The organism is Lacinutrix undariae (assembly GCF_052934785.1).
The window spans coordinates 1,788,231-1,809,879 of the sequence record NZ_CM128809.1; the positions used below are offsets into that span (position 1 = coordinate 1,788,231).

Genomic DNA, 21,649 nt, shown 5'->3' on the forward strand with positions numbered 1-21,649 from the left:
ATTTTTTTAAAAAAAAACATCTAATTTAGGCTTTTCAAACTAACACAATCACACTAACAAAATTAATTTATGAAATCACAAAAACTATTTCAATTTTTATTATTATTTACAGCGGCGCTGTTTTTTACCTGTTCTTCTAGTGAGGATGGAGACGGCGGAGGAAGCGGTAATGCAAATTCAATTATCATTAGTTCTCCTAATAGTACTGTACCATTTGGAGGAACGTTTATTTTTATAGTAAAAGATAATGATGGAAATACAGTAACTTCTGGCTCAACAATTTATTTTGATAATACAGCTATTTCTGGATCAACTCACATATCAGCTAATCCTGGTGTTTTTGATGTTTATGCAGAATATGATGGGCTTGTTAGTGAAAACATTAGCGTAACCGTTAGTGATCCGGGACCTTTAAATTCAATTAATTTAACTAGAAGCAAAGCATCTGTTGCTTTAGGTGGACAAGTAAGCATGTCTGTAGTAGGTAATAATGGTGTTAATTTAACAGGAGAGTCTACTTATTTTGTAAATGGAACTGAAATTGTTGGTAATACTTACACTACAACAGCTTACGGTGAAGATGTATTAACTGCTACTTATGAAACTTATACTAGTACAGAAAAAACAGTACTTGTAGGATATTCTAAAAAAGTTTTAGTTGAAGATTATACTGGTACATGGTGCGGATGGTGCCCAAGAGTAGCTTACGGAATTGAGCTTGTTGAAGACGAAACAGAAGATGCTGTTGTAGTTGCAATTCATAGAGGAGATGATCCTTATAATTATCCTGCGAGTGCTCTAGAAGGTTTTGTTGGATTGACAGGTTACCCAACGGCAAGATTAAATAGAACTGTTGAATGGACATATCCTGAGCCAAATAATATAGATCAGGTAGTTGGTTATAATGGAATTAGTGCTTCTGGTATTGCAATTAACTCATCTGTAGTAGGAGGAAACTTAGATGTTTCGGTAAAAGTTAATATGATTACTGGAGACGCTACTGATCTTAAATTGGTAGTTTATGTTTTAGAAAATGATCTTTTTTACAACCAAACTAACTATACAGATTATTACGGTGGAGCATCAACACTTTCAAACTTTGAGCACGATAACGTGTTAAGACAAACACCAACAGGTTTATTTGGTGAAGTTGTTGCTACTTCAGATCTTAATGCTACTTCAGGGTTTTATGAGAAAGATTACAACTTTGCTATTAGTGCAGATGTTGAAAATGATAGTAACTTAAGTGTTGTTGCTTTTCTTGTAGATGCTAGTGGATTAGCTGTAAACTCTCAAAAAGAAAATGTTGGAGTTAACGGAGATTTTGACTAATACTTTATTTTTATAATATTGAAAAAGGCTGAATTATTAATTCAGCCTTTTTTTTATGCTTTAATTTTATAAGCTATTTGATAATAAATTTTGTGCGATAATTTTGGTTTTTATGATCTGTGATATTAAGAATATATAATCCCGAAGTAAGCTGTAAAGGTATTTGTGTGCGATTACTTAATGTACTTTGTGATTGATACACCATTTTTCCTGTAACATCTGTAATGTAAATTGTCGCTTGAGTATTTGTGTGTGTATTTAAAATGGTTAAAGTGTTTTTTATAGGATTTTCGGCCAGTTTAAAAGTAGATGTATTATCAAGTGTTGGAATAAACAAAGGTTCTAGTATAATTTCATTTAATGCAAAAGTTACATTTTCGGGGGTAAGTTGAATATGGTTTTCATTGTCATCTGGCATATGCCAATTTACAAAAGGTGTGTTATTAGAAACACTAGTATTATTATCTTCAACTGGACCTAAATTAATATCATGATACCAGTTTATTTCGTTATTAGTCACATTTAAAGCCATAGCGCTAACCGAAGGAATAAAACTAAACTTATCAATAGTTAATCCGTTTAAAAAATTGCCAGCAATTCCATCTGCAGGAAGCTCTCCGCTTAAACCTCCAATATTAAAAAGTCCTCCAGAAGCAGCATCAACACCATCGCTATAAGTTGGGGCTTCAGCATTAATATCACTGTTATATAAATCTATAAAACCACCAAAAACAACTTGTATTTTACTAATACGTTGTGCTCCAGAAACAGATGCAGGCGTAAAGTTGACTTCAATATTAGCTGTTACACCAGGTGCAATGTTGCTAAATGTTTGGTTAATTACTGAATGTCCTGGATTGATATCTGTATTATTTATGGCTTGGTAAGCGTTACCAATTCCACTACCATTAATCATGGCTACATTTCTGGTGGTTTCTGGGTATCCGGTTGTAGTTAACGCGTTAAGATGTGTGTTGAAAATAGCACGAAACGGATGTGCTTCGGGCAGTGTTTTTGAACTGTCAAAATTTACGTTACTACCCGTTTGTAAATGACTTTGATAATGATCTATTAACATTTGTTTTGATGCCGGAGCACTTAAAAAATTGGTTACTAATGGCTGAAGTGCTTCTACATTATATTCTCCTAAGCCAAACGCAAGAAAATTAAATTGATGTTGTAACCCAAGAGGTACATTTGCACCATGATGTGGTGCATCAAAAGAAAGCCATAATCGCGTGTCGTGATTTAAATCTTGGTTTTCCATGTAGTTTAAAGCATATCTAGAAATTAAACCTCCCATACTTGGTCCAATAATTACGTTTTGTTGCGCATCGTCTATTTTTTGAGTGTTAATCATTTGTATGAGCGTTACTAAAAGCATTGCGTTACGTTCAATATAATCGGCACCTCCATCAATATAAGTGCTTCCTGCGGGGAAATCAATTTCGTCAATAATCATATCGTTATTAACGTCTGTAATGGTATTGATATTCACTAAACTATTGTCTGCAAGTTTTAAATACTGCGGAAAATTAAGCGTAATCACATCAAAACCTTCAGCTCTTAAATTGCTTGCTAGATTTTGAGTTCCTTCTGTAGATGTGTAATCTAAAAGGTTATGTATTCCGGCGACAGACCGTGTATCTAAAGGATCAAAACCATCAATAATAAAAATTGGTTTATCTAAAACACCATCTTCAGTATCTAGGTCTATTTGATATTCCCCTAATCCAGAAAAGCTAGGAGATGTGTATGCTGATAAATCAGGAATTTGCGTAGAAATGAAATCTGTTTGTGCAGAACTAACAAGTGGGATTGTGAGTAATAATAGTGCGTAAAAGTGTTTCATAAGTTATGTTGAATTGATTAATACTTATGAATATACAATGATTTAAGGTTTTAGTTTTAAGAATGTTAGGTGTTTAGATGAAGTGTAAAAAAAAATCCTCAAAAGGAGAACCTTTTGAGGATTTTAGAATTATAATATATAAAAGGATTATCCTAAAAATGGGTAACGATAATCTGTAGGTGTTACAAATGTCTCTTTAATCATTCTTGGAGATACCCAACGTAATAAGTTTTGAGAAGATCCTGCTTTATCGTTAGTTCCTGAAGCTCTTGCGCCTCCAAATGGTTGTTGTCCTACAACAGCACCCGTTGGTTTGTCGTTAATATAAAAGTTTCCAGCACAGTTTTGTAAAGCTTCTGTAGCTTCTACAATTGCGTATCTACATCCAGATAAAATAGCGCCTGTTAAAGCATATTCGCTAGTTTCGTCTACTAATTTTAATGTTTCAGAAAACGCATTTTCTTCATATACGTAAATAGTCATTACAGGTCCAAATAACTCTGTATGCATTGTAGCGTATTTTGGGTTTGTAGTTACGATAACTGTAGGCTCAATAAAGTATCCTTTAGATTTGTCGTAGTTTCCTCCAACAATAATTTCAGCATCAGCATCGGCTTTTGCAGCATCAATAAAAGAAGCTAATTTATCAAAAGAACCTTCGTGAATTACAGCTGTAATAAAGTTGCTCATGTCTTCTGGAGATCCCATTTTAAAAGACTCAACATCTTTTATAACGTTAGTTTTAACATCGTTCCATAAATTACTTGGTACGTAAGCTCTAGAAGCTGCACTACATTTTTGACCTTGAAACTCAAAAGCACCACGTACAATTGCAGTTGCCACTTGTTTTGCGTTGGCTGTTTTGTGAGCTACAATAAAATCTTTTCCTCCAGTTTCACCTACGATTCTTGGGTAAGTTTTGTAGTTATGAATATTGTTTCCAATTTTTTTCCAAAGTTCTTTAAAGACATAAGTAGATCCTGTAAAGTGTAGTCCTGAAAATTCTGGACTTGCCATTACGGTATCTGTAATCATTTCTGGATCACCAAAAACAACATTAATAACCCCGTCAGGAACTCCCGCTTCTTTAAAGATATCCATAATTACCTTTGCAGAATAAATTTGGCTATCACTAGGTTTCCAAACTACAACGTTCCCCATCATTGCCATACATGCTGGAAGATTTCCGGCAATAGCAGTAAAGTTGAAAGGAGTTACAGCGTAAGTAAAACCTTCTAGAGGTCTGTACTCAACACGGTTCCAGGCGTCGCTTGTGCTTTCTGGTTGTTCTTGAAAAATGTCAGTCATAAACTGAACATTAAAACGTAAGAAATCTATCAGCTCACATGCTGCATCAATTTCAGCTTGATGAATTGTTTTAGACTGCGCTATCATTGTCGCAGCATTTATTTTTGCTCTATAAGGACCAGCAATTAGTTCGGCAGCTTTTAAAAAGATACCAGCACGTTGTTCCCATGGCATTTGTGCCCATTTTGTTCTCGCTTCAAGTGCTGTAGCGATAGCGTCTTCTACGTGAGATTTTTCAGCTAAATGGTATGTTCCTACTATGTGTTTGTGATCGTGTGGAGGAGACATTGTTCTTGTGTTACCAGTGGTTACATCTTTTCCGTTAATATAAAAAGGCACATCAATAGTGTTATTGTACATCTCTTTATATGCTTTTAGAACTGCTTCACGCTCTGGAGATCCAGGTGCGTAAGATTTTACAGGTTCGTTTATTGCAACCGGTACGTTGAAAAATCCTTTTCCCATGAGTTTTATTGTTTTTAAATTCAGTATAAAATTTGTTACACAAAGGTATTCAATTTTAATTATTAAAACGATTGCGTAATCTTAAATGAGTATTAAAAAATTGATTTTTTTTTGTAAGTTGCTAACTTTAAATCAGACTTTAAACGCAACATAAGTACACTTAAAAGAATTTGTTTGCATGACTAATACCGGATTAATAATAACATTAGGTTACCCAGAAACTATTGTAAGAGTTGCAGAGGAATGGTACTCGCCTTTTTTGCGCTTTATTGGTGTTGGTAAAAAGAATTATGTAAGAGCAGGTCATGCAGCACTTGTTTTGATTGATAAAAAAACGGGTGTTTTGGAGTATTATGATTTTGGACGTTATATTACGTTGCAGCCTTACGGAAGAGTAAGAGGACGTGATACTGATCATGAATTAGATTTTACTCTAAAAGCGATTATTGAAAACGGTGTTATTGTAAACTTAAATGAAATTTTACATTTTTTAGCAACACAACCTAAGTTAACGCATGGTAAAGGTCCGCTTTACGCTTCGGTTTGCAGTGCTGTTGATTATAAACGAGCCAGAATTTATATTGATGAGATGTTGTCTCGGAATTTTGTGAATTATGCTGCTTTTACTAAGGGCGCTTGTAATTGTGCTCGATTTGTTACTGATACAGTTATACAGAGTACTACCGATATTTCTATACAACAAAAATTAAAACAATCTAAATGGTTTACTCCAAGTACGCTTGGTAATGTTGTGATTTCTGATACCGAAAATAAGATTTATAAAATTTCTGATACTGGTGAGTTTTTAAATTATAATACCACCGTTAGCAAAGAAAATAGACGTTTGTTTTTAGATAAATTAAAAGGCCATGAGTCTGATTTTATAGGAACTTTACATCCTAAAGAGAATCACGAAAAAAATGAAAAAGCCCAATGGTTAAGTGGGATTGGATCTGGAGCTTGGTTTGAGTTACATGATGTATCTCATGAAAATATGTATCGTTTCAGGCGGGTGTCGGCAGATGGTGATATTGATGTAGATGGCTTATATCGGCTTGAGAACACTGATTTTGATATTCATTCAGATTATGAATTTGCGCATCATTCTAATTGTAAATCATTCTATGTGAAACAAGCAGCAGCAGTATATGAGTTTGAGTTTGTTAAAAAATACGCTTAGTTTATTGCAAATGGCGCATTGAGTTTAAAGGTTGGTATCATCACTTTAAAAGCTGTATTGTTTGTAAAGTTTTTCATAATATAATACCCTTTCATAGCTCCAAAAGGGGAGGTAATTAAACACCCCGAATTATAAGTATGGCTTTCTCCTGGGATTAAAACAGGGTTTTGCCCAACAACTCCATCACCTTCTACGACTTCTACATGGTTTAAGGCGTCTAAAATTTCCCAATATCTCGTGTTGAGTTGGACAGTATCATTACTTTGGTTTTCAATAGTTATTCTGTAAACAAATGCAAAATATACTTTATAATTTTTATAAAAAGTATCTTCAAATCTGGTTTCCACCGAAATTTTTATGCCGCAAGTTACTTGTTGAACCATGTGTTTTTAGCTATTATCTATGCTAAAGTACGCTATTTTTTTATTGGTTTTTAGTATTTAACGCTAAAAATATCAATTTTTAACAGCTTACTTTAGCAAGGTTTTGTATTTCAATTTTAAAAAGAAGCCACTTCAATCGTATTAAAAAACGCTGCTAAATCTTCTTTGGTAATATTGGTGTTTATAGTTACTAATCTTACAAACTCTATATCATTATGTGTCCCGTAACCAACCATTGCTTTCGCATCTTTGTAAAGTTGTGTACATAATGTGTTTGCTGCAATGTTTTTGTAATTAAAACAGATAGATATTGAATCGTCAAAACTATATAAGGTGTAGTCTGGATGATTTTTAATATAATCTCTAGCAAAATCTGCTAATTCAAATTGATGATTTACTAATTGCTCTAATCCGTCACTTCCAATAGACTTCCAAAGGGTCCAAAATTTTAATGCATCATTACGTCTTCCGCATTGTAGGGAGGTTTTTCCTAAGTTAAAATCGTCATCATCGGTTTGGTATAAATATTCGGCATCATTAGAAAACGATTGGTGTAAATGTGCTTTATCTTTAACAACAATTACTGAGCAACTTAAAGGTGTTCCTAGCATTTTGTGTGCATTAACGCTAAACGAATCTGTTAATTCAATTCCTTTTACAAGGTGTTTATATTTCTCACTAAAAATTACCGAACCACAATAAGCACCATCTAAATGCAACCATAAATTGTGTGTTTTACAGATTTCGCTAATTTTTTGTACATCATCAAAAGCACCTAAAACAGTTGTTCCTGCTGTAGCGTTTACAAAAAACGGGTGATGACCATTATTTAAATCGTCTTTAATTTTTATTTCAAGATCTGTAACGTCTAATTCCCCAACAGTATTTGCTTTGACTAAACGAACTTGTTGACGCCCAATTCCTGCGAAAGCAGCATTTTTAGCAATTGAATAGTGAGATAATTCTGAGGTGTAAACGATCATTTTTTTAGTAACGCCTTCTTGTTTTATTTTAGGGTCAAAACGATCTCTCGCCATCACCAAAGCCATATAGTTACTCATTGAACCTCCGGGAGCAAAAGTACCATCGCTTTTGTTTCCGTAGTTAATCATGTTGCAAATTGTATTCAAAATTATTTTCTCAATACCTACTTGCGGACCTGCAACTTTATAGGTGTACATGCTATTATTTAACATTACCGCTAATAAATCACCTAAAGTAGCTTTACTCATTCTGCCTCCAAAAAGTTGGTTGAAAAAAGATTTTGAAGCCGTTTTTGGTGTGCTTTCAATAATTTGAAGTAATGTTTGTTTAAAATCAGCGTCTAAAGTTGGAGCCGCATTAAGCGATAAATCTATAGTGTCATACAATTTATGGGTTTCTATAGGAGTCGCTACGGGTTGCTGTTGTTCTTGGTTTAAAAGAATTTCGGCGAGTTCGTTAAACAATTTTAAATCTTTATTCATAACTTGGGCATTATTGGGGTTGTTTGTTTAATAATCCTTAAAAATATTAAAATTAAATTCATTTACTGTTTGAAACCTTTATATACTTTACAAGAATTTATAGCTGCTTTGTCTGAATCTTCAAAGGATAATTACAATAATGTCTTTGAAAAATTTAAAATAGACAAAGCGTTTGTGTCTCAATTTGAAAGTTGGTCGGACGAGAAGTATGTGAGAAATTGTATTTATAAATGTGATGATTTTGAGCTTATTTTATTGTGTTGGGAGCCTAAACAAGGTACTTCAATTCACTGTCATGGAGGTGAAGATTGTTGGATGTATGTTGTAGAAGGTGAGTTGGAGGAAATTCAATTTCAAAAATCAGAAAACGATATACTTATTCAAAAAGGGACTCGTAAAATGGAAATAGGGGATTGCGTACATATTAACGATAGTATTGCAGTGCACCAATTGAGAAATAGTTGTAGCGGGCGTAGTATGAGTTTGCATTTGTATGCTAAACCAATATTAAAATGTAGTTATTATAGTAAAGTGACTAAGCGTTTTGAGTTAAAAACTTTAAAATACGATACTTTTAAAACTGATGTTTTAAATAAATAAAGGTTTTTAGTTTGAAATATTAACTGAAGAACCTTCTCCGTAACCAATTAGCTCATCGTAACGCGCTCCTAAATTTCTATAATACACTAAAACTTTATAGTTGTTTTCTGTTTGGTAAAAGTTACCGCCAATTTTTCCTTCATCAATAATTCCTTTGTTATTTACCACTACATATTTGTAGTTATAAAATCCTTGTTTAAGTTTAAAACTGGTTTTATAAGTTTCAGAATTTGGATCAAAAACCATTTTGTTAGTTTCATTTAAGGCGTAATTATTAAAATTTCCGTACACATATATAGAAGTGTCTAAGGGTAATGGTTCGTATCGTAATGCAAAATGCATCATGGTGTAATCTGCTTCAATATCTGCATTATCAGTATCGAGCGCTGTGATTAAAAAATTACCATTAATATCGGGATTGTAAGTATATGGTCTGCTTGCGCGTTCGGTATTTACAAAAAGAAAATTGTGATAAATATCTCTTAAATCTATAAACTGAACGCCAACATTTGCAGCTCTAATATCTTTGTTTTCAAAATACAGATATTCATTTCCTGCCCAAAAACTACTTTCGCTAGTATATCTGTAAATTAATTCGTTTCCTAAAGTGTATTGTGGTTTTAGTGTGGTGATTGCCGTGTTGAGGTTGTTATTCTGGATGACCATTGTTTTTACGGTTTCCGAAGGGTTTGTGAGATTTAAGCTGTTTGAAGAAATCGTAAAATCTACAGATTGTTTATCTCCAATAAAACTCACATCTCTAGAGCGTTTTATATCTACACCAACACTAAGTTGGTCTTCGTAAATCATAAATTTTCTAGTGAATACTAATTCGTCATAATCATCATAAATTGAGATGAGGTAATTTCCTGTTTTTAAAAGTCCTCTTGTTTGAGTATTTGGAATTTCTAAATTATAATGTGAATAAATTTGATAGGTATTAAACGAGTTTTCATAATCTCTAATACGTTGATTATCGAAACCACTTAAATATTCAGATTTAGAAAGCTGTGAAGGCGTCCAATCAAAATTATAATGTTCAATAATGTAGTAAAAATCATCTTCATCACCGTTTAAAACGTCAAATTCTAAAAGAAGTGCTTGCCCTAGTTTTAAAATAGGGAGTTGGCTTTCGTTTGTGCTTCCTCTAAAGGTAATCGCTCCAATATAATCTGGCGGATTTACTTCTTCTACCTGACTGAATATACTGCCAGAAATTAATAGTACGATGAAAAGGCTAATTTTTTTAAGAATCATTTATGTGTCATTTCGTTAGTGTAAATATACACAATTTTTATGCCTAATATTAATTTGAAGAATTGCGATATCCTATTTCTTTAGAAATTACAAGTTATCTGTAGAAGTACTCTTATGCGAAGTAATTTAAGATTAAAACCATCTGTATTTCTAGTTTTAATATATAATGGTATTCCTAAAAACAGTATTAATAATTGAATTTTTACTGATTAAAGCATGGTGTAAATGATGAATTTACATTTGTACTATGAAAGGGTGTGAAATTCTTTTATTTAGAATAATTATAAATAATTAAGTTAACGGAATTTCAAAATACTTTTAGTGTATAAATTCGTAAATTTGCTCGGATTTTTTAGACAACTAATTTCAATTTAGAAGATATGTCAAAAGACATTAAGATTAAAAAAGGTCTGAACATAAACCTTAAAGGTGAAGCTGATAAAGTAACTGAAAATGCTATTATTAGTAATTTTTGTACGATCAGACCAGACGATTTTCATAGCATAATCCCTAAGCTTGTAGCAAAAGAAGGCGCTAAAGTAAAGGCAGGAGACACTGTTTTTTACGATAAAGCTAACGAAGCTGTTAAGTATGCCTCTCCAGTATCTGGAGAAGTTGTGGAAGTTTTACGAGGTGCGAAACGTAAAATTTTAGCTATCAAAATTAAAGCAGATAAAGAGCAATTACACCAAGATTTTGGTAAGTTTAACTTAGCGTCAGCATCTGCTGATAGCGTTAAGGCACACTTACTAGCTTCAGGATGTTGGCCATTTGTTAAACAACGCCCTTACGATGTTGTTGCAAACCCTGAAAAGTCGCCAAAAGCGATTTTTGTATCAGGATATGCATCAGCGCCATTAGCTGCAGATAGCGATTACGTGCTGCAAGGTAAAGAGGCCGAATTACAAGCAGCAGTTACTGCACTTGGAATGTTAACAGAAGGACAAGTACACATTTCTGTAGGTGCTAATTCAAACTCTCCGCTATCAGGAGTTTCAGGAGCAACTTTACATACGGTTTCAGGTCCGCATCCTTCAGGGAATGTAGGAACTTTAATCAATAAAGTAGATCCTGTAAACAAAGGCGAAGTTGTTTGGACAGTAAACCCACAAGATCTTGTAATTATTGGTGAGTTATTGTTAACAGGTAAATTTAATGCTGAACGTGTTGTAGCTTTAGTAGGATCTTCGGTTAAAAAACCAAGATACTTTAAAACTAAAATTGGTAGCGAAATTGCTACTATGATATACGATAATGGTGTTGATAAAGATGGTAATGATCGTATTATCTCTGGAAACGTTTTATCTGGAAAACAAGTACAACCTGATGGTTCATTAGACTACTACAGTAACACAATTTCTGTGATTCCTGAAGGAGACGATTATGAATTATTTGGATGGAACAAACCAGTTTTTAATAAAATATCTACATCAAGAGCATTAACGTTTTCTTGGTTATTTCCAAAGAAATCTTTCGACCTAAATACAAATACAAACGGTGAGCACCGTGCTTTTGTAACTACAGGAACTTATGAAGAAGTATTTCCTTTAGATATTTATCCAATGCAGATTTTAAAAGCCTGTATGTATAAAGATTTAGATGAAATGGAAGCTTTAGGAATGTACGAAGTTGCACCTGAAGATTTTGCTTTAACAGAATTTGTTTGTGTGTCTAAACAACCACATCAGGATATTATAAGAAAAGGATTAGACTTAATGCTTAAAGAAATAGGATAATGGGTTTAAAAAGTAATTTACATAACTTAAAAGAAAAGTATAAAGGAACTAAAATGGCCCCTGCATTTAATGCAATCCATACCTTTTTATACTTGCCAAATGAGACCACTCATAACGGAACTCATATTAAAGTAGCCGATGATTTAAAACGTACCATGAATACCGTAATTATGGCATTGGTACCTTGTTTAATCTTTGGTATGTTTAATGCCGGTTATCAACACCACGTTGCTTTAGGTGATATTGGTCGTGCAACTGGATTTTTTGATGCTACATTTTGGAGTTGGGATAACTTAGTTATCGGACTTTGGAAAGTATTACCATTGGTAATTGTGTCTTATGGTGTTGGTTTAGCAGTAGAATTTGTATTCGCTATCATCAAAGGACATGAAGTTGAAGAAGGATATTTAGTAACAGGAATGTTAGTGCCTTTAATAGTGCCAATTGATACGCCATTATGGATGTTATCTGTGGCTGTTATTTTTGGTGTAGTTATAGGAAAAGAAGTTTTTGGAGGAACAGGGATGAACATCCTTAATCCAGCATTAACTATACGTGCCTTTTTATTCTTCGCATATCCAACTTGGATGTCTGGAGATAAAGTATGGGTTCACGGAGCAGATCCAAGAGTTCAAGATTTAGCAGCAGGAGCAACTCCAGATGCTATCTCAGGAGAAACTATTTTAGGAACATTAGCTCAAGGTAAAGAAGTAGCGTATTCTGCATGGGATATGTTTACAGGTCTTATACCAGGTTCAGTTGGTGAAACGTCTACCGTATTAATTTTAATAGGTGCTATCTTTTTAGTATTTGCTAAAATTGGAAGCTGGAGAATTATGTTATCATCTGTAGCAGGAGCTTTAGTTATGGGATTAATCTTTAACGGAGTTGTAAGCTCAGGTTGGATTACTGAAAGTAGCAAGTTTTACGGATTAATGAGTACAGAATTTTGGCACCACTTACTAATTGGAGGTTTTGCTTTTGGTACTGTATTTATGGCAACCGATCCCGTTACAGCATCACAAACAAATAAAGGAAAATGGATTTACGGTTTCTTGGTAGGGTTTATCTCTATTATGATACGTGTATTTAATCCTGCATACCCAGAAGGAGTTATGCTTGCCATTTTATTAATGAATGTGTTTGCACCAACTATTGATCATTACGTTATACAAGGTAATGTTAAAAACAGAATGAAACGTCTAAAAGCGAAAACTGCATAACGATGGAAAATAGAACAGACAAAAATTCATATACAATTATATTTGCTATTGTAATGGTATTGATTGTAGGATCATTACTAGCATTTACAGCAGCATCTTTACGACCACAAATCGCCGAAAATCAGCGTATAGAAAAGCAACAAAATATTTTGTATGCTATGGGCGTAAATGCTAACGAAGGGAACTCTGCTATTTTTGTATCTACAGAAGAAGCTCCAAAATTATTTTCAGAAAACATAAAAAAACAAATTGTTGTTTTAGATGGTGTTGAAACTGAAAATGATGAAGCTTATTTAATAGATATTAAAAAAGAAAAAGCATTAGCTAATGGTGATGCTTCAAAAAGACGTTTACCAGTATTTGTTGGAGAAAAAGACGGAAAAACATATTACATCGTTCCTATCTACGGAAAAGGATTATGGGATGCTATCTGGGGATACGTATCTTTAGATAAAGATATGGTTATTCAAGGTGCTTACTTTGATCACAAAGGTGAAACTCCAGGTTTAGGAGCTAACATTAAAGAACGTTTCTTTATGGACGACTTTATAGGTGAACATGTATTGGATGCTAACGGAAACTTTAAAGGTGTTACAGTCTCTAAAAGTAACGGTGACCCAACAAACAAAGACAAAACAGATAATGAGGTTGATGCTATTGCAGGAGCAACAATCACTGGAGATGGTGTAACAGCTATGGTGAAAAGTGATTTAAAGCTTTACAAACCTTATTTCGATAACTTAAAAAATAATTAATTTATGGGACTTTTATCAAAAAAAGACGCGAAGTTAATCACAGATCCATTAGCAGATAATAACCCAATTACTATTCAAGTATTAGGGATATGTTCAGCATTAGCAATTACGGCGCAATTAAAAGCATCTATTGTAATGGCAATTTCAGTAATGGCCGTATTAGCAATTGGTAACGTTGTTATCTCTTTAATGCGTAACATTATTCCTTCAAAAATAAGAATTATTGTACAACTTATTGTTGTGGCAACATTAGTAATTATTGTAGATCAGGTATTAAAAGCTTTCTCTTATGAGTTAAGTAAAACATTATCTGTATTTATTGGATTAATTATTACCAACTGTATCATTATGGGACGTTTTGAAGCTTTTGCTTTAGCAAACAAACCTTGGCCATCTTTCCTTGACGGAATTGGTAATGCTGCAGGATATGGTTTAATCTTAATTATTGTTGGATTCTTTAGAGAGCTATTAGGTTCTGGTACTTTATTAGGTTTTCCTGTATTAGGAGATCCTATTGAAAAAACAGGATTATACGCTATAGGATACGAAAACAACGGATTTATGTTATTGTCACCAATGGCATTAATAGTTGTAGGTATTATTATCTGGGTACAACGTAGTAGAAATAAAGACTTAATAGAAGACTAATATACGGAGATAGTTAAAGTGTTTTCTTTAACTAAAACCCAAAACATTGAAATATGGAACATATAGAATTATTTTTCAAATCAATATTTATAGACAACATGGTATTTGCAACGTTCTTAGGAATGTGTTCTTACCTTGCAGTATCTAAAAAAGTATCAACAGCTGTTGGTCTTGGAGCTGCCGTTGTTTTTGTAATGCTTATTACAGTGCCTTTAAACTGGTTACTAGATCAGTATATTTTACAACCTGGAGCTTTAAAATGGTTAGGAGCAGAATATGCAGACTACGATTTAAGTTTCCTTTCTTTCATCATGTTCATTGCAACTATTGCAACCATGGTACAATTAGTTGAAATTGTTGTAGAGAAATTCTCTCCATCATTATATAACTCATTAGGTATTTTCTTACCACTTATCGCAGTAAACTGTGCTATTTTAGGAGGGTCTTTATTTATGCAATCACGTGAAATACCTACTTTAGGATTAGCAACAACTTATGGTGTTGGTTCTGGTATTGGATGGTTTCTAGCTATTTTAGCTATTGCCGCTATTCGTGAGAAAATTAGATACTCAAATGTACCACCAGCTTTAAGAGGATTAGGTATTACATTTATTATTACAGGATTAATGGCTATCGGGTTTATGAGCTTTGGTGGAATGTTAACCGGTGGTGATGACGAAGGTGCAAAAGAAGAACAAACAGTAAAAGTAGACACTCAAAAAGTGGATGCTGAGAAAGAGTTAGCTAACCATACTAAAGCAGCAGAATAACATGATTTTATTAGCAGCAGGAACATTAGGAACAATCGTAGCAACCGTAGCCGCTTTTTTAGTGGTAACGATGTTGTTAGTTGCATTGTTATTATTCGTAAAACAAAAATTATCTCCATCTGGTCCAGTAAAAATTACGATCAATGGAGAACGTGAAATTGAAGTCGCTTCAGGTAGTAGTTTATTATCTACTTTAGGTGGACAAAAAATATTTTTACCGTCAGCTTGTGGTGGAGGTGGAACTTGTATTCAATGTGAGTGTCACGTAATGTCAGGTGGAGGTGAAGCTTTACCTACTGAAACACCTCACTTCTCAAGAAAAGAATTAGCTCATGGAGCGCGTTTATCTTGCCAAGTGAAAGTGAAACAAGATATGGAAATCACTATTCCAGAAGAAATCTTCGGAATTAAAAAATGGGAAGCAACTGTAGTTTCAAACTATAACGTTGCAACATTTATTAAAGAGTTTGTAGTTGAAATCCCTGAGGATATGAATTACAAAGCTGGTGGATATATTCAAATTGAAATCCCTAACTGTGAAATTAAATATTCAGAAATGGATGTTACTGCACACCCAGGAGATCACCCAGGAGAACCAAATAAATTTGAAGCAGATTGGGACAAGTTTGGTTTAAGACCTTTAGTTATGAAAAATAACGAACTTGTTGAGAGAGCTTATTCAATGGCTTCTTACCCTGCGGAAGGACGTAAAATTATGCTTAACGTACGTGTAGCAACACCCCCTTTTGATCGTGCCAAAGGTGGCTGGATGGATGTAAATCCAGGAGTAGCTTCATCTTACATCTTTAATCAAAAAGTTGGAGATAAAGTAACTATTTCAGGACCTTACGGTGAATTCTTTATCAACGAATCTGAAGCAGAAATGCTTTACGTTGGTGGTGGAGCAGGTATGGCGCCAATGCGTTCTCATATTTATCACTTATTCAGAACATTAAAAACAGGAAGAAAAGTAACATATTGGTACGGAGGACGTTCTAAAGCAGAATTATTCTACATCCATTACTTTAGAGCTTTAGAGCAAGATTTTCCGAACTTTAAATTCTTTATCGCATTATCAGATCCTACTGAAGCAGATAACTGGAAAGTTAAAACTGATGTTGAAGATACAGAAGGAGACGGATTTACAGGATTTATTCACCAAGTGGTAATAGATCAGTATTTATCTAAACATGATGCTCCAGAAGACTTAGAATTATATTTCTGTGGACCTCCATTAATGAACAAAGCTGTTCAGAAAATGGGAGAAGATTTTGGTCTTGATGACGAAAACATTCGCTTTGATGACTTTGGAGGATAGACTTCAAATGTTAATATATTTTAAAACCCAATACGAAAGTATTGGGTTTTTTCGTTATCGTAATCTATGAAGACACGACTACTTTTTTTATTATTAATTATAGCAGGTATTATTACTGCTTTTCAGTTTCAACCTGTAGCGCAAACCAGTTCTAATTTATACAATTCATTCAAGCCTACTTCTTTAATTGATAAAGAACAACTCAGTATTATTACAAGAGTAAAAGTTCCAGAAGGTTATAAAAGAGTTACTTCTCCAAAAGGATCGTTTCAAGAATATCTTCAAAATTATAAATTGAAAGCTTATGGAAGTAAAATAATTAATTATGATACCACCGAATATTTTTGGCAAAAAGGACATGTAGGTATATTGGATATTCCGGTACCTAAAAATGGTTTGCAGCAATGTGCCGATGCTTTAATTAGAATTAGAAGCGAATACTTATGGGATAGTAATAGGAAAGCCGAAATAGGTTTTAATTTCACCTCTGGTCATTACTGTTCATGGTCTAAATATGCAGCTGGTTACCGACCTAAAATTAATGGTAATAAGGTATCATTTCATAAAACTGCTTCAGCTAATCATTCCAAAGAAAATTTTTATAAATACCTCAATTTAATTTACACCTATTCTGGGACTTTATCATTGTTTCATGAACTTCCAAAAATTAACGATACATCAAAATTACAAATTGGAGATATGCTTATTAAAGGCGGCAGTCCAGGACATATTGTAATGATTGCAGATCAAATTGTAAATGATAAAGGTGAGAATATGTATGTGTTAATTCAGGGCAATACACCAGCGCAAAGTGTGCATTTGGTTAAAAATCTTGAAAACGATACAACATCTCCTTGGTATACTTTAGAGAAAGATGTGGTGATTCCAGTGTCTAATTATACGTTTCAGTCTTCAAAATTTGTCCGTTTTAAATAACGTCCAACCTTTTTATAAATAACTGCTTTATCGTATTTTTGCAGTATGAGTAAAGCATTATCCGAACAAGAATTACATAACCTTGCCATGAATCATGTGGGAAAGGATTTAGAGAAACGTGGCTTTGAGTTTGTGGCCATTAACAGTACGCTAAAACGTCATCCGCAATTTGTGTGTATTGATAAAAATAGTCAGTATTTTTTTGTCATTGTAAAAGCGGTGATTTTACCAGATAATGCTAATAATTATGATGTAGTTTGGATGGAAACATTTAAAAAACATGCGCGCGAAAAAAACGCAAAAGTATTGTTTGCAGGTGTAGGTTTAGGAAATCCTGATGGCGAAGAATTACCTATTTATTTAAACGAAGATTACTTAATTGAGTATAACGGAATTCAAGTACTTGACGATCATTTAAACTAAAATTCATGAATTTAAGATTTACAAACCCATTAAAATCTATTAAAAGATATTCAGTATTTAGTTTTATACTACTCATTTTTTTGGGTACATCTTGTGCTGATAAATCTTCAAAAAATATCAAACTTTCAGGACCTGTTTTTGGAACGTCGTATTCTTCAATTTACGAATCTGAAGTTGATTATACACCACAATTTGATAGTCTGTTTACAGCGATGAACAACTCATTATCAACTTATATTCCAACATCTGATATTTCAAAACTAAATAGAAATGAGGCTGTAACAGTAGATGCCTATTTTGAAAGCGTATTTATGACTTCAAAAGAAATATATAACAATACCAACGGTGCTTTTGATCCTACAATAGGTGATGTTGTAAACGCTTGGAGTTTTGGAGCAGATAAACATAAGTTTTTAACCGATAGTACTACTATAGATAGCTTAATGCGTTTTGTAGGCTTTAATAAAGTGTTATTGTATAATAAAAAAGTAGCCAAACAACCGGGAACTTATTTGGAGTTTAATGCCATTGCAAAAGGTTACGGTGTTGATGTGATTGCTGAGTTTTTAGAATCAAAACATATCACCAATTATTTGGTTGAAATTGGTGGAGAAATTCGCGTAAAAGGCATTAATGTAGATAAAGGAACTCCGTGGACTGTTGGTATTGATAAACCAAATTTTGAAGGCTCACAATCGGTTTTAAAAGCTGTTCCTTTACAAACCTCAGCTATGGCAACTTCAGGAACATATCGCAAGTTTAAAATTGATGATAACGGTAATCGATTTGCACATATTATAAATACAAAAACAGGATATCCTAGTAAGACTAACATTCTTAGCGTATCTGTAATTGCAGATAATTGCATGACTGCCGATGCTTATGCTACCGCTTTTCAAGCTATGGGAATTGAAAAAGTAACTACATTTTTAAAATCTCATCCTGAATTAAAAGTGTTTTTAATTTTTGAAAATGAAAATCAAGAGTTTGAAACTTTAAGCTTAAATAATTTTCCTGAGGCCTAAAATTACTGCATTAAAAACTCAAAGAGGCATTTCAGCAGTTGGTAAGTAGAATATTGTGATATTTCAACGATTTTCACAATATATATATCAATCAATGAAAAAAATACTACCATTACTTATAGCGTTATTACTTTTTCAATTTAGCTATTCTCAACAAAAAGTTATTGATAGCTTAGAGCAAGTATTGTCTAAAATAGAAATAGATAGTTTAAAAAATAAAAAGTCTGCAGAATTTATTAACGCTTATCGTTACAGTGATTCTGATGTGCATTTACATTTTTTAACACAGTTATTAAACAAAAGTATTGAAGATAAGAATGAAAATCTTCAAAGTGAATGGTTTAACGAAAAAGCACTTTATTATAGAGTTCAAGGCGAATTAGATTCATCTTTAGTATATAGTAATAAAGCGTTGGATATTGCACAAAAACTACAAGATTTTGACTTAACGACTAATGCTAAAATATCTCTTTCAGCTATTTATCAATCTAAAGGAGATTATACAAATGCTATAAAAATAAATAATGATATTCTTAAAGATCACGAAGATCAAGGTAAAGAAGGTGAAAAAAATTACCTCATTACCAAGTATAATCTTTCTGGTGCTTATTATAATATTGAGGAATATGAAAAATCTTTTAGTTTAGTAGAATTTTTATATAATAATGACAAAGTTAAAGAAGATGTTGAGTTTTTATCTGAAGTTTGTTTGCAAATGGCTGCAATTAAATACCAACAAGATGAACCTAATTTAGCCATAAAATATGCTAAACATGCAGAGTCTATTGAGAGCAGACTTTATGTACAGGCAATGATTTATAATATTTTGGCAGCTATTTATGCTGAGTCTGAAGATTATAAAACAACCAATGCATATTTAGCAAAATCACTTCCTATTTTTGAAAGTATGGGCGACCAAATTAGAGTGATTGCTACCAAACAAAATATTGGTAAAAACTCTATGCTTGAAGGCGATTATAATCTGGCAGAACAACAATTAAAAGAAGTAGAAGAGATCTTATCTACCCAAACACATCCTAATTTATCTAATTTAGAAGTTAATTATAATGTGCTATCAGAACTTTATGAAAGCACATCAGACTACAAAAAAGCCTTATATTATTCAAAAAAAGAACAGGTAGTACGTGATAGTGTTTTAGGTATAGATAAGCAAAATGCCATTAGTGATATTGAAATAAAATACGATACCGAAAAAGTAAAGCGCCAAAAAGAAACAGCAGAACAACAGGTTGTAATTACAAAATTAGAAAGTGATACAAACCGCAACTTATTTATAGGATCATTAATTATTGCAGGTTTATTATTGTTAGTCGCAGTATTTTATTTTGGCCGATTAAAGACTAAAAAGAAAGCCGAATTAATAGCTTTAGAACTTAAAGAAACACAAAAGCGTTTAGCGATTGAAAAGCAATATAGAGATTCAGAATTAAAAGCTTTAAAAGCGCAAATGAATCCGCATTTTATATTTAATGCCTTAAATTCTATCCAAGATTATATTGTGTTGAATAAAAAAAATCTTGCTAGTGATTATTTAGGGAAATTTGCCGATTTAATTCGTAATTATCTTCATTTTAGTGACACTGGGTTTATTTCTATACCAGAAGAAGTTTATAATTTAAACCTCTATTTAGAACTTGAAAAATTACGTTTTGAAGAACAACTAGAATATACTTTTCAGGTAACTGAAGATGCCAATTCAGAAGCGATTAATATCCCAACAATGTTAATTCAACCTTATGTGGAAAATGCGTTAAAACATGGCTTGTTGCATAAAAAGGATAATAGAATACTTACAATTTGTATCTGTAAAACTTCCGATAAAATTATACAATGTAGTATTGAAGATAATGGAATTGGTAGAGAGAAATCTAAAGAGATTAATAAAAAAAGAGAATCACAACACAAATCTTTTGCATTAAAAGCGACTACAGAACGTTTAGATTTACTAAATTATGGACGTGAAAAAAAGATAGGTGTAGATATTATTGATCTATACGAAAACAACCAAGCATCAGGAACTAAAGTAGTTTTAAAAATACCAATACTAAAAAAATAATATGAAGGCACTTATAATTGACGATGAAAAAAAAGCAAGACAAGTTCTTCATATTTTAGTAGAAGAAAATTGCCCAAAAATCACAGAGATTTTTGAAGCTGAAGATTTGCTTTCGGGTGTCGCACTTATTAAAAAAGAGCAACCTAGTGTTGTGTTTTTAGACATAGAAATGCCAGAACATTCGGGTCTTGAAATTCTTAATTTTATTGAAAAAGAAGTCCATAATTTCGAAATTATTTTCACAACAGCTTATAGTGAGTATGCTATACAAGCGTTTCAACTTTCGGCAATAGATTATTTATTAAAACCCGTAAGACCAAGTCAGGTAAAAGATGCCGTAGATAAAGCGGTGGCATTTATGGGGAATACTCAAATTAACAAACGTCTTACAGAGCTAAAAGCGAGTTTGCAAGATTCTAATTTTAAAAAAATAGGATTGCCAAATGCCGATGGAATTAAATTTGTAGATTTTACAGATATTATTACCCTAGAGGCCGATGGGATGTACACTAACGTATCAACAGTTACACACGGTAGTATTTTAGTAAGTAAGCCATTAAAATTCTTTGTAGATATTCTTCAAGATATAAAAACATTTTACCGTCCGCATCGATCTCACCTTATCAACCTCTCTTATATTAAAGAATATATCAAAAAAGACGGAGGTTATATTGTGATGGAAAATGATAAAACAGTTTCTATTTCTAATGATAAAAAAGAAGAATTTTTAACCATTGTTCAGAATATTGGATAAGATTTTTAGCTCAAATATCTGCTTTAAAAGTATAAATATGTGTTTTTAATCATTAGATAGATAGTTTTAAAACACAATCTGCTAAAAGTCTGTATTTTATTGTAGTTTTAGCTACAATTTTTAGATGTTGAAGAAAGCCCT

At 32.7% G+C, this 21,649-nt stretch carries 19 protein-coding genes; 14 read left to right on the top strand and 5 right to left on the bottom strand.

The window, feature by feature from the left end:
• The first annotated feature begins 69 nt into the window (after positions 1-69).
• A complete protein-coding gene (locus ACU4C5_RS07935) occupies positions 70-1,332 on the top strand; it encodes an Omp28-related outer membrane protein (RefSeq protein ID WP_446843659.1) in 1,263 nt (420 codons plus the stop codon).
• A 73-nt stretch (positions 1,333-1,405) separates the two neighbouring features.
• On the opposite strand, the gene ACU4C5_RS07940 is transcribed toward ACU4C5_RS07935, so the two are convergent.
• Both ACU4C5_RS07940 and pruA read right to left on the bottom strand, forming a co-directional pair.
• Positions 1,406-3,184: a T9SS type A sorting domain-containing protein gene (locus ACU4C5_RS07940; RefSeq protein WP_446843660.1), complete on the bottom strand. Its 1,779-nt coding sequence runs from the start codon at positions 3,182-3,184 to the stop codon at positions 1,406-1,408.
• A gap of 147 nt (positions 3,185-3,331) precedes the next feature.
• Positions 3,332-4,957, bottom strand: a complete 1,626-nt coding sequence (gene pruA / locus ACU4C5_RS07945) for an L-glutamate gamma-semialdehyde dehydrogenase (protein ID WP_446843661.1) — start codon at positions 4,955-4,957, stop codon at positions 3,332-3,334.
• A gap of 178 nt (positions 4,958-5,135) precedes the next feature.
• Here pruA and ACU4C5_RS07950 point away from each other — a divergent pair, with 178 nt between their 5' ends.
• Positions 5,136-6,137 (top strand): DUF6695 family protein, encoded by a 1,002-nt coding sequence (locus ACU4C5_RS07950; RefSeq protein WP_446843663.1) that lies wholly within the window; start codon positions 5,136-5,138, stop codon positions 6,135-6,137.
• Here the strand turns inward: ACU4C5_RS07950 and apaG are convergent.
• Together apaG and ACU4C5_RS07960 are read right to left on the bottom strand one after the other, a co-directional pair.
• A complete protein-coding gene (gene apaG, locus ACU4C5_RS07955) occupies positions 6,134-6,520 on the bottom strand; it encodes a Co2+/Mg2+ efflux facilitator ApaG/CorD (protein ID WP_446843664.1) in 387 nt (128 codons plus the stop codon). The genes ACU4C5_RS07950 and apaG overlap by 4 nt on opposite strands.
• 116 nt (positions 6,521-6,636) lie before the next feature.
• The gene (locus ACU4C5_RS07960) at positions 6,637-7,986 is read right to left on the bottom strand and encodes a pyridoxal phosphate-dependent decarboxylase family protein (protein ID WP_446843665.1); all 1,350 of its coding nucleotides are present in this window, start codon (positions 7,984-7,986) and stop codon (positions 6,637-6,639) included.
• A gap of 69 nt (positions 7,987-8,055) precedes the next feature.
• On the opposite strand from ACU4C5_RS07960, the gene ACU4C5_RS07965 reads away from it, so the two are divergent.
• Positions 8,056-8,586: a cysteine dioxygenase gene (locus tag ACU4C5_RS07965; RefSeq protein ID WP_446843666.1), complete on the top strand. Its 531-nt coding sequence runs from the start codon at positions 8,056-8,058 to the stop codon at positions 8,584-8,586.
• A gap of 6 nt (positions 8,587-8,592) precedes the next feature.
• Here ACU4C5_RS07965 and ACU4C5_RS07970 read toward each other — a convergent pair whose 3' ends face one another.
• Positions 8,593-9,843: a type IX secretion system plug protein gene (locus ACU4C5_RS07970; RefSeq protein ID WP_446843667.1), complete on the bottom strand. Its 1,251-nt coding sequence runs from the start codon at positions 9,841-9,843 to the stop codon at positions 8,593-8,595.
• 380 nt (positions 9,844-10,223) lie between these two features.
• Here ACU4C5_RS07970 and ACU4C5_RS07975 point away from each other — a divergent pair, with 380 nt between their 5' ends.
• The 11 genes from ACU4C5_RS07975 (at position 10,224) to ACU4C5_RS08025 (ending at position 21,508) form a co-directional block, all read left to right on the top strand.
• The gene (locus ACU4C5_RS07975; protein ID WP_446843668.1) at positions 10,224-11,579 is read left to right on the top strand and encodes a Na(+)-translocating NADH-quinone reductase subunit A; all 1,356 of its coding nucleotides are present in this window, start codon (positions 10,224-10,226) and stop codon (positions 11,577-11,579) included.
• Positions 11,579-12,802: an NADH:ubiquinone reductase (Na(+)-transporting) subunit B gene (locus tag ACU4C5_RS07980; protein WP_446843669.1), complete on the top strand. Its 1,224-nt coding sequence runs from the start codon at positions 11,579-11,581 to the stop codon at positions 12,800-12,802. Before ACU4C5_RS07975 ends, ACU4C5_RS07980 begins: the two co-directional genes overlap by 1 nt.
• Positions 12,803-12,804: 2 nt before the next feature.
• A complete protein-coding gene (locus ACU4C5_RS07985) occupies positions 12,805-13,557 on the top strand; it encodes a Na(+)-translocating NADH-quinone reductase subunit C (protein ID WP_446843670.1) in 753 nt (250 codons plus the stop codon).
• Between the two features lie 3 nt (positions 13,558-13,560).
• Positions 13,561-14,205 (top strand): NADH:ubiquinone reductase (Na(+)-transporting) subunit D, encoded by a 645-nt coding sequence (locus ACU4C5_RS07990; RefSeq protein ID WP_446843671.1) that lies wholly within the window; start codon positions 13,561-13,563, stop codon positions 14,203-14,205.
• 53 nt (positions 14,206-14,258) lie between these two features.
• Positions 14,259-14,975 carry an NADH:ubiquinone reductase (Na(+)-transporting) subunit E gene (gene nqrE / locus ACU4C5_RS07995; RefSeq protein ID WP_446843672.1) on the top strand — a complete coding sequence of 239 codons (717 nt, stop codon included), beginning with the start codon at positions 14,259-14,261 and terminating at the stop codon, positions 14,973-14,975.
• 4 nt (positions 14,976-14,979) lie between these two features.
• Entirely contained in the window at positions 14,980-16,293 is a 1,314-nt protein-coding gene (gene nqrF, locus ACU4C5_RS08000) for an NADH:ubiquinone reductase (Na(+)-transporting) subunit F (protein ID WP_446846440.1), read from the top strand.
• Positions 16,294-16,359: 66 nt separating this feature from the next.
• Positions 16,360-17,229, top strand: a complete 870-nt coding sequence (locus ACU4C5_RS08005) for a DUF4846 domain-containing protein (protein WP_446843673.1) — start codon at positions 16,360-16,362, stop codon at positions 17,227-17,229.
• A gap of 45 nt (positions 17,230-17,274) precedes the next feature.
• Positions 17,275-17,652, top strand: coding sequence for a DUF8840 domain-containing protein (locus tag ACU4C5_RS08010; protein ID WP_446843674.1), 378 nt, complete (start codon positions 17,275-17,277; stop codon positions 17,650-17,652).
• Positions 17,653-17,657: 5 nt separating this feature from the next.
• The gene (locus ACU4C5_RS08015) at positions 17,658-18,677 is read left to right on the top strand and encodes an FAD:protein FMN transferase (RefSeq protein WP_446843675.1); all 1,020 of its coding nucleotides are present in this window, start codon (positions 17,658-17,660) and stop codon (positions 18,675-18,677) included.
• A gap of 94 nt (positions 18,678-18,771) precedes the next feature.
• The gene (locus tag ACU4C5_RS08020; RefSeq protein WP_446843676.1) at positions 18,772-20,754 is read left to right on the top strand and encodes a histidine kinase; all 1,983 of its coding nucleotides are present in this window, start codon (positions 18,772-18,774) and stop codon (positions 20,752-20,754) included.
• Between the two features lies 1 nt (position 20,755).
• A complete protein-coding gene (locus ACU4C5_RS08025) occupies positions 20,756-21,508 on the top strand; it encodes a LytR/AlgR family response regulator transcription factor (RefSeq protein WP_446843677.1) in 753 nt (250 codons plus the stop codon).
• Positions 21,509-21,649: the final 141 nt, after the last annotated feature.

Coding starts and splice junctions, on each gene's coding strand:
- ACU4C5_RS07935 (WP_446843659.1), top strand. CDS start 70: ATGAAATCACAAAAACTATTTCAATTTTTATTATTATTTACAGCGGCG.
- ACU4C5_RS07940 (WP_446843660.1), bottom strand. CDS start 3,184: ATGAAACACTTTTACGCACTATTATTACTCACAATCCCACTTGTTAGT.
- pruA (WP_446843661.1), bottom strand. CDS start 4,957: ATGGGAAAAGGATTTTTCAACGTACCGGTTGCAATAAACGAACCTGTA.
- ACU4C5_RS07950 (WP_446843663.1), top strand. CDS start 5,136: ATGACTAATACCGGATTAATAATAACATTAGGTTACCCAGAAACTATT.
- apaG (WP_446843664.1), bottom strand. CDS start 6,520: ATGGTTCAACAAGTAACTTGCGGCATAAAAATTTCGGTGGAAACCAGA.
- ACU4C5_RS07960 (WP_446843665.1), bottom strand. CDS start 7,986: ATGAATAAAGATTTAAAATTGTTTAACGAACTCGCCGAAATTCTTTTA.
- ACU4C5_RS07970 (WP_446843667.1), bottom strand. CDS start 9,843: ATGATTCTTAAAAAAATTAGCCTTTTCATCGTACTATTAATTTCTGGC.
- ACU4C5_RS07975 (WP_446843668.1), top strand. CDS start 10,224: ATGTCAAAAGACATTAAGATTAAAAAAGGTCTGAACATAAACCTTAAA.
- ACU4C5_RS07980 (WP_446843669.1), top strand. CDS start 11,579: ATGGGTTTAAAAAGTAATTTACATAACTTAAAAGAAAAGTATAAAGGA.
- ACU4C5_RS07985 (WP_446843670.1), top strand. CDS start 12,805: ATGGAAAATAGAACAGACAAAAATTCATATACAATTATATTTGCTATT.
- ACU4C5_RS07990 (WP_446843671.1), top strand. CDS start 13,561: ATGGGACTTTTATCAAAAAAAGACGCGAAGTTAATCACAGATCCATTA.
- nqrE (WP_446843672.1), top strand. CDS start 14,259: ATGGAACATATAGAATTATTTTTCAAATCAATATTTATAGACAACATG.
- ACU4C5_RS08005 (WP_446843673.1), top strand. CDS start 16,360: ATGAAGACACGACTACTTTTTTTATTATTAATTATAGCAGGTATTATT.
- ACU4C5_RS08010 (WP_446843674.1), top strand. CDS start 17,275: ATGAGTAAAGCATTATCCGAACAAGAATTACATAACCTTGCCATGAAT.
- ACU4C5_RS08015 (WP_446843675.1), top strand. CDS start 17,658: ATGAATTTAAGATTTACAAACCCATTAAAATCTATTAAAAGATATTCA.
- ACU4C5_RS08020 (WP_446843676.1), top strand. CDS start 18,772: ATGAAAAAAATACTACCATTACTTATAGCGTTATTACTTTTTCAATTT.
- ACU4C5_RS08025 (WP_446843677.1), top strand. CDS start 20,756: ATGAAGGCACTTATAATTGACGATGAAAAAAAAGCAAGACAAGTTCTT.